This window comes from Bradyrhizobium sp., from assembly GCF_035484855.1.
Lineage (GTDB): Bacteria > Pseudomonadota > Alphaproteobacteria > Rhizobiales > Xanthobacteraceae > Bradyrhizobium.
This window is the reverse complement of the sequence record NZ_DATHOP010000127.1, coordinates 14,015-31,209: the sequence shown is the minus strand read 5'-3', so window position 1 is coordinate 31,209 and position 17,195 is coordinate 14,015. Positions and strand designations below refer to the sequence as shown.

Here is a 17,195-nt window from a genome sequence, read left to right as displayed (position 1 = left end):
GGCAGATGCCGCCGTCTCGCCAAGGACTTCGAAGGGTCTGCGGCCACCGAAACCGCTTGGCTGCTCGTTGCACACCTCAGGCTCTTGACCAGGCGCCTCGCAACTACCACAAAACATTGATCGCTTTTTGAGTCAGACTCTTAGGATGACGGCGGAACGAGCGGTGACGAGCGGCATTCGCAGCTTCACGCGTCCGGCTGCGCCCGCGCCGTCCATTGACAGGCCCGCGGCCGCCGATCATCATGCACTTATGCTGATTGGTATTTGCATGGCAGCGTTGTCGAAAAAAGCTCCCGTTCCGGGGGCTGCAGATCGACGCGCGCGATAGACTTCTCGCTTACACCGATCCGCCAAAACCCCGCCGCGAGGTCGGGGTTTTTTGTTGCTCCGTCTCCGGCTCAATCCAGGAGATGGACCCATGACTGAACTTCAAACTTCCGACCCTCGAACTTCCGATCTTCGACCTCATTTGCACGGCCTGTGGCTTCCGCTGGTCACACCATTTCGCGGCGGCGCGCTCGACGAGACGTCGCTGCGAAGGCTGGTGCGGCACTATGCGGCGCGGCCGCTCGATGGATTGATTCTCGCAGCCACGACCGGCGAAAGCCTGACGCTCGAGCCAGGTGAAACCGAACGGTTGGTGTTTACGGTACGGGACGAAGTCGCGAAGACAAACGATCTTCCGATTCTGCTCGGCCTGTCCGGCAGCAACACCGCGGCGCTCTCGGATACGCTCGACAGCACGGCGAGGTGGCCGATCGACGGCTACCTGATCTCGTGTCCGTATTATTCGCGGCCCTCGCAGCGCGGGCTCGAGCTTCATTTCGCCACGCTCGCCGAACGCGCCCGCCATCCGGTGCTGCTCTACAACATTCCCTACCGCACCGGCGTCAATCTCGGCAACGAAGCGATGCTGCACCTCGCCGAACATCCGAACATCGCAGGATTGAAGGATTGCGGCGCCGACCGCAACCAGTCGATCGAGCTGTTGCGACGCCGCTCCGACGACTTCGCCGTACTGACCGGCGAGGACGCGCAGTATCACGAGGCGCTGAGCGATGGCGCCGATGGCGGCATCTTGGCCTCCGCCCATGTCGAGACCGACATTTTTGCCGAGATCTGCAATCTGGCAGCGGCAGGAAAGCACGACACCGCGCGGACGCGCTGGCAATCGGTCGAGGATCTCACGCGGCTGTTGTTTTCCGAGCCGAGCCCGGCGCCGATCAAGTACTGGCTGTGGCGCACGGGGCTGATCGACAGCGCCGAGGTGCGGCTGCCGATGGTGGAAGTGAGCGCGGAGCTGGTCGCGCGGATCGATCGCGAGATCGAGCGGCGGACAACGCCTTCGTTGCGACGTGCTTTATGAACGACACGGCAACCGGCCTCTTCTCCCTCTCCCCGCCCTTTCGCGGGGAGAGGGCTGGGGTGAGGGGCTGTCTCCACATCGGGACTCGCGGAGAGAGCCCCTCACCCGGCGCTGCGCGCCGACCTCTCCCCGCGAAAGAGCGGGGAGAGGTGATGATCTGCTAATCCAATTTGGTCCTCGCCAGCCGCAGCGCGTTGCCGATCACGCTGACCGAGGACAGCGCCATTGCGGCGGCTCCGACCATCGGCGACAGCAGGATGCCGAACACCGGATAGAGCAGGCCTGCGGCGATCGGCACGCCGGCGGCATTGTACAGGAACGCGAAAGCCAGATTCTGGCGGATGTTGCGCATGGTCGCGACCGACAGCCGCCGCGCCCGCACCAGGCCCATGAGGTCGCCGGTGAGGAGCGTGACGCCTGCGCTCTCGATCGCCACATCGGTGCCGCCGCCCATGGCGATGCCGACGTCGGCGGCGGCCAGCGCCGGCGCGTCGTTGACGCCGTCGCCGACCATGGCGACGCGACGGCCCTCGCGCCGCAGCCGCTCCACCACCTCGCTCTTGCGCTCCGGCAGCACGTCGGCCTCGATCTCGTCGATGCCGAGCGATGCGGCTACCGCGCGCGCGGTGGTGGCATTGTCGCCGGTCAGCATCACGATGCGCAGGCCGTCGTCGCGCAGCGCCCGCAGCGCCGCCGGTACCGAGGCCTTGATCGGATCGGCGATGGCGATGATCCCGGCGGCGCGGCCGTCGATCGCGGCATAGATCGCGGTCGCGCCATTTTTTCGCGCGGCCTCCGCGGCGGCGTCCAGATCATGCGTGACGATGTTCAACTCATCCATCAGCATCGCATTGCCGAGCGCGATCTTCCGGCCCTCGACAGTCCCGCTCGCACCCTTGCCCGGAGGCGAGACAAAATCGCTGATCTCACCAAGCTTCAGCCCGCGATTGGCGGCGGCCTTCAGGATCGCCAGCGCCAGCGGATGTTCGCTGCTGCGCTCGACGCTCGCCGCGAATCGCAGCACTTCGCTTTCCTCGAACCCGTCGGCGGCAACGATCGACACCACTTTTGGTTTGCCTTCGGTCAAGGTGCCGGTCTTGTCGAGCACGATGGTGTCGATGCGCTCGAACCGCTCCAGCGCGTCGGCGTCGCGGATCAGGATCCCCGAACGCGCACCACGACCGACCCCGACCATGATCGCCATCGGGGTGGCGAGGCCGAGCGCGCAGGGACAGGCGATAATCAGCACCGTCACTGCCGCAACCAGGGCGAAGCTGAAGCGGGGTTCGGGACCGAAAATCATCCACGCCGCGAACGCTGCGACCGCGGCAGTCATCACTGCCGGCACGAACCACCCCGCAACGCGGTCGGCGAGGCGCTGGATCGGCGCGCGCGAGCGCTGGGCGCGGGCCACCATGTCGACGATCCGCGCCAGCATGGTGTCGCGGCCGACTTTTTCGGCCGACAACACCAGCCCGCCGGCCTGGTTGACGGTGCCGCCGATGACGCGCGCGCCTTCCCGCTTCGCCACCGGCATGGATTCGCCGGTCACCATGGATTCGTCGACATAAGAATTACCTTCTGCGACGACGCCGTCGACCGGAATCTTCTCGCCGGGGCGCACCCGCAAGCGATCGCCGACCGCGATCAGGTCGATCGCGACATCTTCGTCGCCATGACGCGTGATGCGGCGCGCGGTTTTTGGCGCCAGGCCGAGCAGCGCGCGGATCGCGCCCGAAGTACGCGCGCGGGCCTGCAATTCCAGCACCTGGCCGAGCAGCACCAGGACCGTGATGACGGCAGCCGCTTCGAAATACACCGCGACCATGCCGTGCATGTCGCGGAACGCAGGCGGAAACAGTTTTGGCGCCAGCGTGCCGACCACGCTGTAGAGATAGGCAACTCCCGTGCCCATCGCGATCAGCGTGAACATGTTGAGATTGCGCGTGCGCAGCGACTGCCATGCGCGGACAAAGAACGGCGCGCCCGCCCACAGCACCACCGGCGTCGAAAGCGCCAGTGAAATCCAGTTGGACCAAACAGGCGGGTGCATCAATCCGAGATGGCCGCCCATCTCGAGCGCGAATACCGGAAGCGTCAGCACCAGCGCGATCCAGAACCTTCTGGTCATGTCGACGAGCTCTGGGTCCGGCGCATCGTCGAGCGAGACCTGGTCGGGCTCCAGCGCCATGCCGCAGATCGGACAGCTGCCCGGCCCGATCTGCCTGATCTCGGGATGCATCGGGCAGGTGTAGATCGTGCCGGGGCGCGCCGCCGGCTCCGGGGCTTTGGGCCCGAGGTATTTTTCCGGCTCGGCGGCAAAACGCTCGCGGCAACGCGCGCTGCAGAAGAAATGATCCTGCCCTTGATGGGCAAAACGGTGTTTTGCGGTGGCGCGCTCGACGCGCATGCCGCAGACGGGATCGATGGCTGTGTCGCGCATGTCGCGGCCGTGTTTGCCGCCGCAGCAGGTGTGAGCATGGGTGCCGGTGCCGTGATGATGGCCGGCATGAGCCGCGTTTGTGCCATCCGCTTGATCGAGCTGCGCCACGAAATCTCTCCAGGCCTCTTGAACTATATACCCTAGGGGGGTATATGAACTCTATGAGAGACGAGATCAAGACCTCCTGCCTGAAAAGGCTGAAACGGATCGAAGGCCAGATCCGCGGCCTCGCCGGGATGGTCGAGGACGACCGCTATTGCATCGACGTGGTGACGCAGATTTCAGCTGCGAAGGCCGCGCTGCGCCGGGTCGAGGAGGAAATCCTGCGCGACCATGTCGCCCATTGCGTCGAGCACGCCATCACTTCCGGCGACAAGGCCGATCAGCGCCGGAAGATCGCCGAATTGATGGACGTGGTCGGCCGCGCCGAACGGTAGGGAGCGCGGGGAACGAACGGCGTGGTTCGTCGTATGGCATCGCTGCGCCACCAAAACTCGTCATGCCCGGGCTTGTCCCGGGCATCCACGTCTTGAGGGGGCCAGCAAGAAAGACGTGGATGGCCGGAACAAGCCCGGCCATGACGAAAAGTGAATTTTTCCGAGGCGCTCGTGTTGGTTAACATACGGTGTCGCGGCCGGCTAAAATCCAAATCACGTCGCGCGTTCGAATTTAAATCTTGAGGCGTATGGAATCCCCGAGAACCACAAAACAAACGGGGGGAAACCATGACTGCTCGAACCATTCGAAATGCCGCGCAAGCCGAGGCCGTGCGGGATCTGCTGCTGGTGTCGTCGTTCGGCCTGTGGGCGATGCTGCTCGGCTTCGTGCCGGTCGTCGCCTTCCATCTGGTGATGGGGAGCTGAGAAGGCCGTGAGCTGCCGGCGTGGTTAATCCGCGCTAGCACCTGTGGTCAAATGCGAGCGAAATCGCGACCGGCTTTTTAAAGGCGATCGCGTATCAAGGTCTCCACAAGAACAAAAACAACGCGGGGGCGTCGTGAGTACTCGGGATAATCATTTCCCTGAACAACAGGGCTGTGCCGCTGAACAACAGGGCTTCACCACCGAAGACATTCTCTGGGCGCTCGGCATCTGGTCGGTGATCCTCGGGCTATCGCCGGTGATCGTGTTCTACATGCTGATGGTCGCTTGACCAGAATTTTAGGCGGCGCCTCGCCGCGAATGCAACACAGCGTCATCCCCGCGTAACGCCGAAGCCGTTACGCGGGGATGACGTTTTGACGCAACTCAAAAAACGCGCGGAAAGCTGCGCGTGTTCCCTTTAAGCTTCCTCGCAAGCCGACGCGGTCTACGCCGCCTGCTTGTGCATCGCGCCGCCGGCCGGCGCCGATCCGCGGATCGCCTTCACCGAACGTTCGATCGCCGCCCACAGCCGGCCGATTTCGGCCGCCGCGCGGCCCTCGGCCGAATATTCGCGGGCGCCTTCGCCATGGCTGAGCGCCATCAACAGGTCGGCGCGGTTGGTGATCTGGCCGCCCCATACCGGTGCGCGGAATTTTGCCAGCGATTCACGGGCGATGGCGACGATCGGGCTCTCGGCGTCGTCACGGCGCGCCGGCGCCCCGTTGAGCACGACGGCATAGGGCTTGCGCGCGGCGCGGCAGGTCAGAATGGTTTCCTGCACCGCGTTGACGTCGAACACGCCCGGCCGCGCCGGAATGATCGCCATGGTGGCGTTCTTGATGGAATCCTCGACCACGGCCGACACGTTCGGCGGCGTATCGATGAACACCCACTCAAACCCCTCGCGCTTGGCGGCGGCGATCAGCCCGCTGACCGAATTGACCGCGGTCTTGATCGGCGGCTCGTTGGTGCCGCGCAATTTATGCCACAGCGTCAACGACCCCTGCGGATCGGCATCGATCAAGAGACAAGGCTTCGTGACCTTGTGGACGTGCGCAGCGAGATGGGCGGCCAGGGTGCTTTTCCCCGAACCTCCTTTACGCGATGCAAAAACAATGACGTTCATACTTCCGCCTCCAGATTGACCCCAGAAAGTTAAAATGAATCAGCGCGCTGATTCGTGAAAGAAATATTTTCGCGCAATTGTGGCGAAGCCACTGATTAGTCGGGGAAGCGGGCTTTTGAGTCACACCCGACACGCGGCGCCGAAAAAACGTAAATCTCGAATCGAAACAGCGTTTTGCGGGAGCGGTGGCCGGCGATTCCGGGAGCGCTGACGGCGGATTTCGACCCTCAACCTATCGGTGCATGCGCATCGCTGACTTTTTTCGAGGCAATGGCGGCGTTTACCTGGCAGAGCAAGGTAGGCTTGCCGCGCAGGACTGCCTTCGCGGCAAGCCATTGCGACAGGCGAACAGTCGACGTCACGCGCGGCGTGCAAACGAGCCGCCGCGGTCAGTTCGCAGCTGGCTTAGCGGGCTTTTTGGATTTGCGCGATTTGGCGCTGACCGGCTTTTTCGAAGATGCCGGCCTGATGCTGAGCGGCCTGCCGGCGGCGACCGGCGTGACCGCGGCCTCGGGGTCGGGCCGGAAGAATACCCGGCAGGGCGGGCTGAGCTGCGACTTGTTCTCGATCATGCAGGCGGTGATGCGGTCGACATCCGGAACAAACGCACCGCAAAGCCGCATCGCATCGCCGCTGCAGGCCTGCTGCTCTTCCTGCGTATAGGCGCGGCTCGCGGCGGGCCACATCGCCATCGAAAACGCGGTGGCCAGCATCAAGCCGGCCTTAAATTTCGTCAGTCGAGCCGCGAGCATGAATCCCCCCAAATCGCGTGCCGCGAATTGTGGGTGAAGGACGGCGGAATGGCAAGGACAACGGTGGCAAGGGAACCGGATCGCTGAAATGCGCCTCATGTCTTTATGTAGTTACATAATGCTTGCACGGACAGGATTATGTAGTTACATAAAGGTCGATGAAAACGACCTTCGACCCAGCCAAGCGCGATTGGACCTTGGCGCATCGGGGTCTCGATTTCGCGGTTGACGCCGAGAGGGTGTTTTCCGGTGACACGGTGACGATGATCGACGATCGGTTCGACTACGACGAGGTCCGCCGGATCAGCGCCGGTTTCCTCGACAGCCGAATGGTCGTCATCGTATGGACCCAACGCGGCGCAAGCCGCCACATCATCTCGATGAGGTACTGTCATGCCAAAGAAGAACAACGCTGGCGCAAAATATTTCGGCAAGCCCCTGACCGATGATCCCGACGACGCACCCGAGTTGCTGAACGATTTCTTTCGGCACGGCGAGTTGCGCCATGGCGGCAAAGTGATCCGCCGCGGCCGGCCGCCATTGTCCGGCAAGCCGAAAACGGCGATCACGCTTCGGCTCGACGAGGATGTGGTGAAAGCCTATCGCGAAACGGGCGAGGGCTGGCAGACGCGGATCAACGCGGATTTGAGGCGGGCACGCAAGCTCAGGACCGCGAGCGCAACCCGTGGAGCCAAGCGCATGTCTGGCGCCACTCAACGCAAGGCCCGCCAGGCGAAGACATAGGGCCAATGTCGCAGCCTCTACTGCGCTACCGAAAATGCTTCAGCCTGCCCCACAACCGCGCAAGCGGCATTCGCAAGTTCCGGCATATGAAGATCGAACGGCCGTTCTCGTAGGGCATGGCATAGGGATCGCCGGTGATGTCGACGATATCGACCGAGCCGCATAGCGACCTCCAGCGCTCCGGGTTGCCGCCGACATTCAGGATCAGCGAGCCGTCATAGCCGTGAGGACCCCAGAGCCAGTATTGATTGTGGCCGCTCAGGGCCGCCGGAAGATTGTCCTTTCGGCCATAGACGTCGAGTGCGGCTGCCTGTCCATAGTTCGCCGTCAGGATCGCGACGCGGGCCTGATCTTCCGTGGAGAGTTGGCGGAATACGGCCGCCACTTTGTTTTCCAACTCGCGCCAGCCAAACTCATCCGACAGGCTTTGGGTCAGCGGCGCGCCGACGCCGGCGGCCTCGATCGGGGCGGGCCTGGTGTGGGTAAGCTCCATGTAGCGAGCCAGTCGAGAGGGATCGAGGATCGGCAGCGCCACCGGCGCAAACAAAGCGCTTACGCCAAGCGCCGTGGCGACCCAGCCGCGCGTGACCCAAACATCGAGGCGTTCACACCAGACCGCGCCGACCGCGAACATCGTGGGATAGACCGGAAACAGATAATAGTTGGTGCCGCGCTCCAGGAAATAGAACGCACTCGTGAGCACAAAGCCAAGCGACAGAAAGCGCGCATCCGAAAGTCGCCGATCGAGGAACGGTCCAACTGCGCCCGCCAGCCACAACGGGGCGAGCGCCGGGTTCATCGACAGGGCTTGCCGCCATTCGAATTCCCAAAGCGGGCCGGTAAAATTCTTCTGGCTGTCGAGATGCGGCAGGATCACTTCGAAAAACGGCCAGCCGTGCGACCATTGCCAGATCAGATTGGGCACGAACAGAGCGGTAGCGATGACGATGCCAAGCCAGAGTTGCCACCAGAACAGGATGCGGCGTGCCGGGGTGACAATCACGCCCACCGCAAGCGCGACCAGCCAGACCGCGATCCCCCATTTTGCTTCCATCGCCGCGCCTGCGAGCAAGCCGATCCAGATCAGATCGAATCGCTTGTCCGTCCGGATCGCACGCGTCAGCAGGAAGGCGGTGGCGGTCCAGGCGACGGGTTCGAAAGTTGAAGTCGTCAGATGCGAGGTCAATCCGGCAAGGCCGGGTGCAATCCCGGCGGCGATCGCGGCAAGCGAAGCTGCCCTGCTTTCGCCGCCGAGCAACCGGGCAAAGGCCGCGGCGAGAAGCACGAGTCCGACCGCCGCCACCGTCGCCGGCAGCCGCAACAGCCAGATATTGACGCCAAAGATTTGCGTCGCAGCCGCGATCAGCGGCACCAGTGGCGGCTGATCGACATATCCGAAATCGGGATGCCAGCCGCAGGCAAGGAAATAGAGTTCATTGCGCTGCGCATCATAGCGACCGGCGGTCGCCGCATGCACGATACTGACCAGGACTGCGACCACCCAAACGACGGGCTGGCGCAGAAACGCAGCCCTTACGGAATCGACGACGCCGGGTTTTGGCGACTCGGCCATCGCGCCGGTTTGCCGGATCGGAATTGACATCGTCGGATTCCCGCTGCGCCAGGATCGGAGAATATCGAGCGCAGGAAAACCTCCTACTGAATTCCCAGCAATGTTGGCGTGATGCTTTGGTACAGTTGGGTGGGCTCGAACCACCGACCTCCTGTTCCACAGACAGGCGCTCTAACCAACTGAGCTACAACTGCATCCGCAGCCACCCCCGAAAAAGGGTCGCCGAACGGGCCGGAAACTAGGTGCAACGCCGGTCTTTGGCAAGGCCAAGCCGGGCACCAACTTCAGCGTCGTCCCTGCGAACGCAGGGACCCATAAGCACCGGCTGGTGTTGCTGAAACGGAATTGTGCAACGACTACCTGCGCAAACCCGCGCGGTCACGGAGTGTGGGTCCCTGCGTTCGCAGGGACGACATCGGCATTTTGACTCGCCAGCAAAATTACCTCGCCGCCAAACAGCAAAAAGCCCGGGCTGTCCCGCCCGGGCTTTTTGGCAACGTAGATCGGCGATCAGGCGGCCGGCTTGAACAGCTTCGAGGCGCTGGTCTTGATCGGCTCGACGGCTTCGGTCGTGACCTTCTGGCTCAATTCGGCGAGCGCCTTGGCCTGCGCGGTGAGGGTCTCGTACTGTTTCTTGGCATGCGAGGTCCACAGCTCGATCGCTTCCGACGGCGATTTGACGCCCAAAAGTTCCTGCGCGAAGTCGAGCGAGGCAGTGGTGTTGGCCTTCATCATTTCCATCAGCTTGGCGGAGTATTCGCTGTAGCCCTTGCTCGCGGAGGTGAAGACCGCCTCGATGGTGCCGTTATGGGTCTCGGCGGCGTCCTTGAACTTGGCGTAGCTGTCGCGCGCCTGCGAGACGCCCTTTTCGGCGAAGGCGCGCATCTGCTCGGGGACCTCGAAGGGAATGATCGAGGCGGAAAAGGGATCGGTGGGATTGGCCATGGCATGGATCCTTCGAAAATGGGGTGAGATGATGTGACCCCTTGCGCGCCCGGCGAAGGCCGGGAACGTCGACTTGGATCACGCAGCGGGAATGTCCTACGTCGGACAACCGACACATACGCCCATATAATGGCAATTTTGTGCAATGCAACGTAGTTCCGTACAATTTTTAGGTGCAATGCCGCATAGTTGACCTGGAGGGCATGCGTAGCTTGCCCGCCTCCAGCCTTCTCGCCGCCGCCCCTCCCGGCGCGGGAGGGGCCGATGACCTCGATCAACCCCTGATCAATTCTTGGGCTTGGCGGCATCCATCGCCGCCTTGCTGACGATCTGGCCCATTTCGCTGGCCTGCTCGGCCAACGAGCGCATCTGGGACTGCACATATTCGCTGTGCAGCTTGATGATTTCGGTCAGGTCCTTGGCGTGCAGCAGCGACTGCGCGTAATCCAGCGAGGCCTGCAGGTTCTTTTCGGCATAGCCGATCGCCTTGGCGCCGATATCCTTGGCGCCGGCCTGAACGGTGGCGCGCCGATCCTCGATCGTGCCGGCGGTCGCCTGCGCCGAACTCAGGAATTTCTCAAAAGCCTTGCGGGCCTGATCGAAACTGGCTTCCGCCATCGATCGCAGTTCCTTCGGAATCTCGAAACCCTCACGCGCTTCTTCGCTCATGGTCCCACTCCCTGTTGTGTCATCGAAAATGCCGCTCGGCCGGTTCCCCATCGTGAACCTTCGATCGCGGTTTGCAACATCCCAACGCGGCAGCCGAAATACGGTTCGGCCGGGTTAAGGTTATCGCGGCTTTGCATGGTTCCTCATGGCCCAGGGCCGTGGACCTGCCGTCGCCCGCAGGCGATACTAACGGTTCGTTAAGGCTGACATCGTTCGGCCGCCGCCCCACCACCAGCCGGTCATCTCGCTGCAATGAATACGACGGAATTCCAGTTGCGATGCGTCGGCGATCCGCGGCTCGCGCTGCATGCGACGAGCGCTCACCCGGCGTGGCTGTGGTCGGTCGACGGCACGCAGATGCTGTGGGCCAATCCGGTCGGCGCAAAACTGTTCGGCGCGGCCAATGGCGCGACGCTGGCCCGCAAGACCTTCGGTCCGGCCGATCCGCACCGGCGCCAGGTGGCGCAGCTGGCGGCGAGATTGCCGCACGCCGAGGCGGTGCGGCTGGAGCGGCTACGCGGTTTCGGCGCGCCGCTCGGTGCGCTTGCGACCTGCGGCTGCGCGCGGCTGGAATTTTCCGACGGCAGCCACGGCATCCTGGTCGTGGGCGTCGAACCAAGCCGCCGCGCGATGCCTTTGGTCGAACGGCTGCAGCGCCTGGTCGAAGGCATCGACCATCCGATCGCCGCCTTTGCCCGCGACGGCGTGTTCATCGGCGCCAGCGATGCCGCCCGTCCGCTGCTCGGCTTTCGCAATCTCTCCGAGGCCGGCCTCGATGCTGCGCGCAGCAAGGCGCTGCAGCAGGGCCGCGTCGAGACGCCTGTCGGCAGCATCGGCCAGATGGTGCTGCAGCGCGTCGGCAGCGGCGCCTATGTCGGCCTCGTCGCCCTGATCGCGCCGGTCGCCACGACCGCCGCGCGCGCGGAAGAGAGTGCGCCTGTTGCCGAGCAACCGACGCCCGACTACGAGCAAGCCGCGAACACGGGCGAGGCGCCGGCTGAATTCGCGCTGATCGACGAGTTGGGGCCGCGGCTCGACACGCCCGATGTCGAAGCCGCGCAGCCTCCGGCGGAAACGACGGCATCGGAAACCGAAGCACCGCCGCATGAGCCGTCGCCCTATGTCGAAGCCGTCGCCGACGAGCCGGCGCCCACGGACAACGCGCCGCCAACGGCCGACCCCCCCGTCCCGGCCGCGGTCAGGGCGCCATCATGGTTCGACGAACCGGCGCCGCCGACACGGCGCAACCCGTTGCGCTTCATGTGGCAGATGGATGCCGAGGGGCGCTTTTCGCTCGGCTCCGACGAATTCACCCGCCTGATCGGCGCGCGCACCGCCGCCGGCTTCGGCCGGCTGTGGAGCGAAATCGCTGACGCCTTCGCCCTCGATCCCGACGGCCGCATCCTCAAGGCGATTGCCACCCGCGATACCTGGAGCGGCATCACGCTGAACTGGCCGGTCGACGGCGGCGGCCGGTTGCCGGTCGAATTGTCGGGCCTGCCGCTCTTCGACCGGATGCAGAATTTCGCCGGCTACCGCGGCTTCGGCGTTTGCCGCGACCTCGACGGCCTCTCCCGCCTGGCCGCGATGCGCCGCTTCGAAATGTTCAGCGATCCACCGTCACCGCCGCCTGCGGCCGACATCGTTCCGACAAATCTTGCGAACGAATCCGCCGTGAATCCGCCCCCAGTTCCCGATATGGCATCGCCCAGCGCTCCCAGATCGTCCGGCCCGATTGCTGTTGAGACTTCACCACCAACCGATTTGGAAACACCCGTGGAAACGCCCAACGAAATGCTCAAGAACGTGCTGCCGTTTCGCCCGCTTGGCGAACCGAAATCGCCGGCGTTGACGCCGGTGGAAAACAGCGCCTTCAACGAACTCGCCCGGCAATTGTCGGCGCGGCTCGAAGGCGAAAACATCACCGCTTCCGCCATGCCGCCCGCACCACCCGAAGCACCCGAGCCCGCGATCGAACAGCCCGTCGCGACGGAGGCGGCCGCGGCCGACGAGCGGCCCGGCTGGCTGGCGCAACCCGAACCGCCGGCGCGCGGCGAAAGCCGGCGCGACCGGAAATTGCTCGATCTGCTCCCCGTCGGCATCCTGATCTACCGGCTCGACCGGCTGGTGTATGCCAATGCGGCGTTTCTCACGCGGATGGGCTATCCGAGCCTGCACGCGCTGGAAGATGCCGGCGGCCTCGATGCGCTCTATGTCGAGCCCGGCGTCTCCAGCGCCAGCAGCACCTCCGACACCGGCACGCCGGTGATGATTTCGGCAAGCCACACCTCCGGCGAACAGGCGCCGCCGCCCGCGATCGAGGCGCGGCTCTACACCATCAGCTGGGACGAGGATTCGGCGCTGGCGCTGATCTTCTCCGGCACGGCCATCGAAGGCGCCGCCGTCGCGCAGGCGATCGGACAGCCGGAGGCTGTTCCGGAACCCTCAGCGGTCGGGCACGCCAATGCCGAAGAACTCGGCGCCATCCTCGACACCACCGCCGACGGCATCGTGATGTTCGACGCCGACGGCCGTCTCAACGCCTGCAACCGCAGCGCGGAGGCGCTGTTCGGCTATGACGGCGAGGAATTCGTGCAGCGCAATCTCGCCGAGCTGTTCGCGCCGGAAAGCCAGCGCAAGGTCCGCGACTATCTGGAAAGCATCAAGGGCGAAGGCGTCGCCAGCCTGCTCGATCACGGCCGCGACGTGCTGGGCCGCACCGGTCGCGGCGGCATCATCCCGCTGTCGATGACGATGGGACGGACCCGTCCCGACGGTCCGAATTTCTTCGCGGTGTTCCGCGACCTGTCGCAAGTCAAGAAAAGCGAGAGCGAACTGCAGCAGGCCCGCCGGCTGACCGATCGCGCCGCCAGTGCGAAAGCCGACCTGTTGGCGCGGATCAGCCACGAGGTCCGTGCGCCGCTCAATGCCATCATCGGCTTTGCCGAAGTCATGGTCGGCGAGCGCTTCGGCGCGCTCGGCAATGAACGCTACGTCGAATACATGAAGGACATCCGCGCCTCCGGCGAGCGGGTGATCGCCATCATCAACGACCTCACCGATCTCTCGCGGATCGAGACCGGCATGCTCGACCTCACCTTCGCCAGCCAGAACCTCAACGATTTGGTCGAGCAATGCGTGGCGGGGATGCAGTCGCAGGCCAACCGCGAACGCATCATCATCCGCACCTCGCTGGCGCATGCGCTGCCGCCGGTGGTGGCGGATGCCCGTGCGCTGCGCCAGATCACGCTGAACCTGATCGGCAATTCGATCCATCTCGCCAATGCCGGCGGCCAGGTGATCGTCTCCACCGCGCTGTCGGATTCCGGCGAAGTGGTGTTGCGGGTCCGCGATACCGGGCACGGCCTCAACGACAACGAGGTCGCCGCCGCCATGGAGCCGTTCCGCACCCAGGCCCCTTCCGACCGGGTCTCCGACGGTCCCGGCGTCAGCCTGTCCTTGACCAAAGCGCTGGTCGAAGCCAACCGCGCCAAGTTCCACATCAAGACCGCTGCGCATTCGGGCACGCTGATCGAGGTGGTGTTTTCCCAGGAGATGATGGCGCGGGCTTGAACCGATCGCAGGGCTCCGGCATAGGTTGAGTTTCACGACCGGTATCCAGGCGGAATTTCCAACCATGGCATCACGACAACGGATCGGCGCCGGATTGGTCGCGGCGCTCGGCGGCGCGTTGTTGCTCCTGCCCGGTGCGGCCTGCGCCCAGGATGCCGGCCGCTATCCCGAGAGGCCGGTCATCATGATCGTGCCGTTCGCGCCGGGCGGCGCGTCCGACTTCGTCGCCCGCATGATCCAGCCCGGCGTCAGCCAGATCCTCGGCCAGCAGATCGTGGTCGACAACCGCATCGGCGCGGCGGGCATCGTCGGCACCGAGGCCGCCGCGCGCGCGACGGCTGACGGCTACACGGTCTTTCTCGGCAATGTCGGCACCATTTCGATCAACCCGGGCGTCTATCACAACATGCACATCAAGCCGGACAAGGACCTCGCCCCGGTTTCGATGTGCGCGGATACGCCGAGCATCCTGATCACCCGGCGGGATTTCCCGGCCGACGGCGTCGGCGAGCTGATCGCCTATGTGAAGGCTAACCAGGGCAAGGTCACCTTCGCTTCCCCCGGCAGCAGCACGCTCAACCGGCTGGAGATGGAAGTCTTCAAGAAGGACGCAGGCCTCGACATGGTGCATGTGCCCTACAAGGGCGGAGCCGCGCCGGCGGTGACCGACGTTCTCGCCGGCCATGTCGACATGATGTTCACCACGATCTCGTCGGCGATGGAGCAAGTGCGGCAGAAGACGGTCAAGGCGCTTGCCGTCACCACCCGGGAGCGCATGACCGAACTGCCGGACGTCCCGACCATGTATGAGCTCGGATGGAAAAACCTCGTGACCTCGTCCTGGCAGGGCGTGCTGGTGCCCGCGGGCACGCCGCGGCCGATCGTCGAGAAGCTGCGCGCCGCGATCGTCAAGGTGCTCGCAGATCCTGCGATCCAGGCGCGGATGCGCACCAGCGGCGTGCTCGCCATCGGCAGCGGGTCGCCGGAGGATTTCCAGGCCTACATGGACGCCGAGACCGCCAAGTGGACCAAGGTGATCGACGAGAGCGGCGTGCGCGCGGATTGAGTTCCATCTGTCGGCGAAGCGCGGCGTCGAGATCAGGTTGCCGCTCGACCTCGGGGAACTCTACAAGTAGCGGTTGTTGCGACGCACCCAAGCGGCGTTGCGACTGAACACCCCGGACGAATACGGGGTGGTGCGAAATTTTTGCGGGCCCACAAACAAAAACTTCATTTCTGGGCGATGATAGCGCGTCACGAATCAGATGACACGTCGGAGCCTCCGCCCATGAGCCTGTTCGTCCTGGACCTCGTTCTCTGGATCTTTGGAATCCGCGGTCACATTCCCCAGAATGACGGTTTCCGCACCGGACGCGCTCAAGCGTCGCTAGCCGACAATAGCGGTGTCGCGATCAGGGTTCTGGCGGTCGCCGTGCTGTGCGTCGGCTTCCTGTCGCTCTCGCTCTGGGCCGCGGTCTGGCTCGCGATCAAAGTGCTTTAAGAGTGTTTTCGAGCGAAGTGGACACCGGTTCGCGTGAAGAAAACGCGTCAAAACAAGAGTCTAAAGCTTCGGTTCTGATTTAATCAGAACCGAAGCTTTAGGCCTTAAACTCGCGGCAGAAATCTCCGGCAGGAAATCAAGAACCCCATTCAGGAACATTTCCGGCGCCTGCAGCTGCGGGACATGGGCGCAGCCGGCGATGATCTTCAGCTATGCGTTCGGCAGCGGATGAAACAGAAAGGGCGCCACTTCCCGGCGCCGCAAGTCAAACCGTCATGTTTTCCAGCCGAACGCCGCGTGATTCTCGTTGCGCCGTCTTTCAAAGTTCCGGCCCGCCCAGCTGATATTGATGCTAAGGCTTCGGCATTGAACGCGGGAGATGGCATGCCGGATTCAGCCGATCTGTTCGAGATGCGCCGGCTCGAGGCTTTGAGCAACACCATCTTCGGCGTCGCGATGACCCTGCTGGCCTATAATTTTCCAAAGGGGCAGGTTCTCAATGGTGTGCCGGTCTGGTCCAATATCTGGGCCACCTACCAGTCGCAAGTCATCGCGCTCCTGATCAGCTTCATGGTTGCCGGCATGTTCTGGATTTCGCACCAGCGCAGGCTGGCCTACCAGCCGCACGCGACCCGCCTCGTGGTCTATCTCAACCTGTTCTTTCTGCTGGCGGTCATCCTGCTGCCCGTCACCACCGGCCTCTATGGCACCTATGGCAACACCCGCGACATCGTCGTGCTGTATAGTTGCCATTTGACCGCGCTGGGCGGCCTCAGCATCATCATGTGGCTCGTTGCAGCACTGCCGCGCGGCCAGGCCAGCGTCGCCGCTGGAATTGGCTTTGCGTTTGCAGTTTTTGTCGTGGCGACCTTCTTCGCACTGGTTGCCCCGCAAACCTATATCGCGCAATTCCTGTGGTGCTTCGCCTTTGCGGCGCCGGTGATCGACGGCATCTTTGAAAGGTGCCGGCGAAAGCAGACCCAAACGCGGCTTCCCGATCCTCTCCCCGCAAGGACGGCTACCGGCATGCCGGATAGCCGAAGCGCTTGATGATCTGGCTGCCGGGAATCGGATGAAAGGCGAACGTATCCATGAAATGGTTCGCCGTGACATACTGTTGCAAGGCGGCGTTATAGCTGCCGAGCATTTGCTGCGTGCTGGAGGCGCTGATGATGCCCTTTTGCATGGAGCCGCCGGCGTGAAACAACAGCGTCGCGGCCGGCGTGACGCAGACATTGCGTATCGAAAGAAACATCGTGCAGGCCGATTGACAGTGGGAGTCGATGCGGAAGCGCTCACCCGACGCGTTGTATTGCTGGATCACGGCCAGGAATCGCCCAAACGCCGCTTGATCGCGCGCACCCATGCCCATGCCCAGGGATGATACGGAGCCGTCGGCGTAAGCCGACTGCCCCGCGAAGCCGCAGAAAGCCAGAAAAAATGCAAGCGCGCCCAGGGCGCGGACCCATCGCTGCCATCTATGCAAGACGCTCTCCTGTATCGGCTGGATCTTGTTCGTCGCTTTCGGTCCCGACGCGCATGCGAGGACCGGATTTCGCAGCAGAGCGCAATTTGGCTGCCGACTTGCAGAAGTCAAGCAGCTTGGTGCGGCGACCGTTCACGCGGCAGGGGCCGGATAT

At 63.8% G+C, this 17,195-nt stretch carries 17 protein-coding genes, 1 tRNA gene and 1 pseudogene; 11 read left to right on the top strand and 8 right to left on the bottom strand.

Going from position 1 to position 17,195, the window contains the following annotated elements:
- A pseudogene (locus tag VK804_RS14690) lies at window positions 1–120 on the top strand (IS5/IS1182 family transposase); the annotation flags it as partial.
- A gap of 298 nt (window positions 121–418) precedes the next feature.
- Window positions 419–1,366: a 4-hydroxy-tetrahydrodipicolinate synthase gene (gene dapA / locus VK804_RS14685; RefSeq protein WP_325371546.1), complete on the top strand. Its 948-nt coding sequence runs from the start codon at window positions 419–421 to the stop codon at window positions 1,364–1,366.
- A gap of 160 nt (window positions 1,367–1,526) precedes the next feature.
- Here the strand turns inward: dapA and VK804_RS14680 are convergent, their stop codons facing one another.
- The gene (locus VK804_RS14680) at window positions 1,527–3,917 is read right to left on the bottom strand and encodes a heavy metal translocating P-type ATPase (RefSeq protein ID WP_414642785.1); all 2,391 of its coding nucleotides are present in this window, start codon (window positions 3,915–3,917) and stop codon (window positions 1,527–1,529) included.
- Between the two features lie 53 nt (window positions 3,918–3,970).
- Between VK804_RS14680 and VK804_RS14675 the strand changes: the two genes are divergently transcribed.
- From VK804_RS14675 to VK804_RS14665, 3 genes are all read left to right on the top strand, one after another.
- Complete coding sequence (locus VK804_RS14675) at window positions 3,971–4,246, top strand: metal-sensitive transcriptional regulator (protein WP_325371547.1); 276 nt, start codon at window positions 3,971–3,973, stop codon at window positions 4,244–4,246.
- A 288-nt stretch (window positions 4,247–4,534) separates the two neighbouring features.
- Window positions 4,535–4,672, top strand: a complete 138-nt coding sequence (locus tag VK804_RS14670; protein WP_325371545.1) for a hypothetical protein — start codon at window positions 4,535–4,537, stop codon at window positions 4,670–4,672.
- A gap of 133 nt (window positions 4,673–4,805) precedes the next feature.
- Complete coding sequence (locus VK804_RS14665; protein ID WP_325371544.1) at window positions 4,806–4,961, top strand: hypothetical protein; 156 nt, start codon at window positions 4,806–4,808, stop codon at window positions 4,959–4,961.
- A gap of 156 nt (window positions 4,962–5,117) precedes the next feature.
- Here VK804_RS14665 and VK804_RS14660 read toward each other — a convergent pair whose 3' ends face one another.
- Both VK804_RS14660 and VK804_RS14655 read right to left on the bottom strand, forming a co-directional pair.
- Window positions 5,118–5,798: a ParA family protein gene (locus VK804_RS14660; RefSeq protein WP_325371543.1), complete on the bottom strand. Its 681-nt coding sequence runs from the start codon at window positions 5,796–5,798 to the stop codon at window positions 5,118–5,120.
- Between the two features lie 389 nt (window positions 5,799–6,187).
- Window positions 6,188–6,550 (bottom strand): hypothetical protein, encoded by a 363-nt coding sequence (locus tag VK804_RS14655; protein WP_325371542.1) that lies wholly within the window; start codon window positions 6,548–6,550, stop codon window positions 6,188–6,190.
- Between the two features lie 158 nt (window positions 6,551–6,708).
- On the opposite strand from VK804_RS14655, the gene VK804_RS14650 reads away from it, so the two are divergent.
- Together VK804_RS14650 and VK804_RS14645 are read left to right on the top strand one after the other, a co-directional pair.
- Entirely contained in the window at window positions 6,709–6,999 is a 291-nt protein-coding gene (locus VK804_RS14650) for a BrnT family toxin (RefSeq protein ID WP_325371541.1), read from the top strand.
- Window positions 6,944–7,294: a BrnA antitoxin family protein gene (locus VK804_RS14645; protein WP_325371540.1), complete on the top strand. Its 351-nt coding sequence runs from the start codon at window positions 6,944–6,946 to the stop codon at window positions 7,292–7,294. The genes VK804_RS14650 and VK804_RS14645 overlap by 56 nt, the downstream gene beginning before the upstream one ends.
- Before the next feature lie 25 nt (window positions 7,295–7,319).
- On the opposite strand, the gene VK804_RS14640 is transcribed toward VK804_RS14645, so the two are convergent.
- The 4 genes from VK804_RS14640 to VK804_RS14625 all read right to left on the bottom strand — a co-directional run bounded on the left by VK804_RS14640 (window position 7,320) and on the right by VK804_RS14625 (window position 10,481).
- The gene (locus tag VK804_RS14640) at window positions 7,320–8,897 is read right to left on the bottom strand and encodes an ArnT family glycosyltransferase (RefSeq protein ID WP_325371539.1); all 1,578 of its coding nucleotides are present in this window, start codon (window positions 8,895–8,897) and stop codon (window positions 7,320–7,322) included.
- Between the two features lie 87 nt (window positions 8,898–8,984).
- Window positions 8,985–9,061, bottom strand: a tRNA-His gene (locus tag VK804_RS14635).
- 316 nt (window positions 9,062–9,377) lie between these two features.
- A complete protein-coding gene (locus tag VK804_RS14630) occupies window positions 9,378–9,812 on the bottom strand; it encodes a phasin (RefSeq protein ID WP_325371538.1) in 435 nt (144 codons plus the stop codon).
- A gap of 285 nt (window positions 9,813–10,097) precedes the next feature.
- Window positions 10,098–10,481, bottom strand: coding sequence for a phasin (locus VK804_RS14625; protein WP_325371537.1), 384 nt, complete (start codon window positions 10,479–10,481; stop codon window positions 10,098–10,100).
- A gap of 252 nt (window positions 10,482–10,733) precedes the next feature.
- Here VK804_RS14625 and VK804_RS14620 point away from each other — a divergent pair, with 252 nt between their 5' ends.
- The 4 genes from VK804_RS14620 (at window position 10,734) to VK804_RS14605 (ending at window position 16,605) form a co-directional block, all read left to right on the top strand.
- On the top strand, window positions 10,734–14,054 hold the full coding sequence (locus VK804_RS14620) for a PAS domain S-box protein (RefSeq protein WP_325371536.1): 3,321 nt from the start codon (window positions 10,734–10,736) through the stop codon (window positions 14,052–14,054).
- 64 nt (window positions 14,055–14,118) lie between these two features.
- Entirely contained in the window at window positions 14,119–15,120 is a 1,002-nt protein-coding gene (locus VK804_RS14615; RefSeq protein WP_325371535.1) for a tripartite tricarboxylate transporter substrate binding protein, read from the top strand.
- Window positions 15,121–15,342: 222 nt separating this feature from the next.
- The gene (locus VK804_RS14610) at window positions 15,343–15,555 is read left to right on the top strand and encodes a hypothetical protein (RefSeq protein WP_325371534.1); all 213 of its coding nucleotides are present in this window, start codon (window positions 15,343–15,345) and stop codon (window positions 15,553–15,555) included.
- A 384-nt stretch (window positions 15,556–15,939) separates the two neighbouring features.
- Window positions 15,940–16,605 (top strand): TMEM175 family protein, encoded by a 666-nt coding sequence (locus tag VK804_RS14605; protein WP_325371533.1) that lies wholly within the window; start codon window positions 15,940–15,942, stop codon window positions 16,603–16,605.
- Here VK804_RS14605 and VK804_RS14600 read toward each other — a convergent pair.
- Complete coding sequence (locus VK804_RS14600; RefSeq protein WP_325371532.1) at window positions 16,574–17,152, bottom strand: hypothetical protein; 579 nt, start codon at window positions 17,150–17,152, stop codon at window positions 16,574–16,576. The two genes, VK804_RS14605 and VK804_RS14600, sit on opposite strands and share 32 nt — an antisense overlap.
- Between the last annotated feature and the right edge of the window lie 43 nt (window positions 17,153–17,195).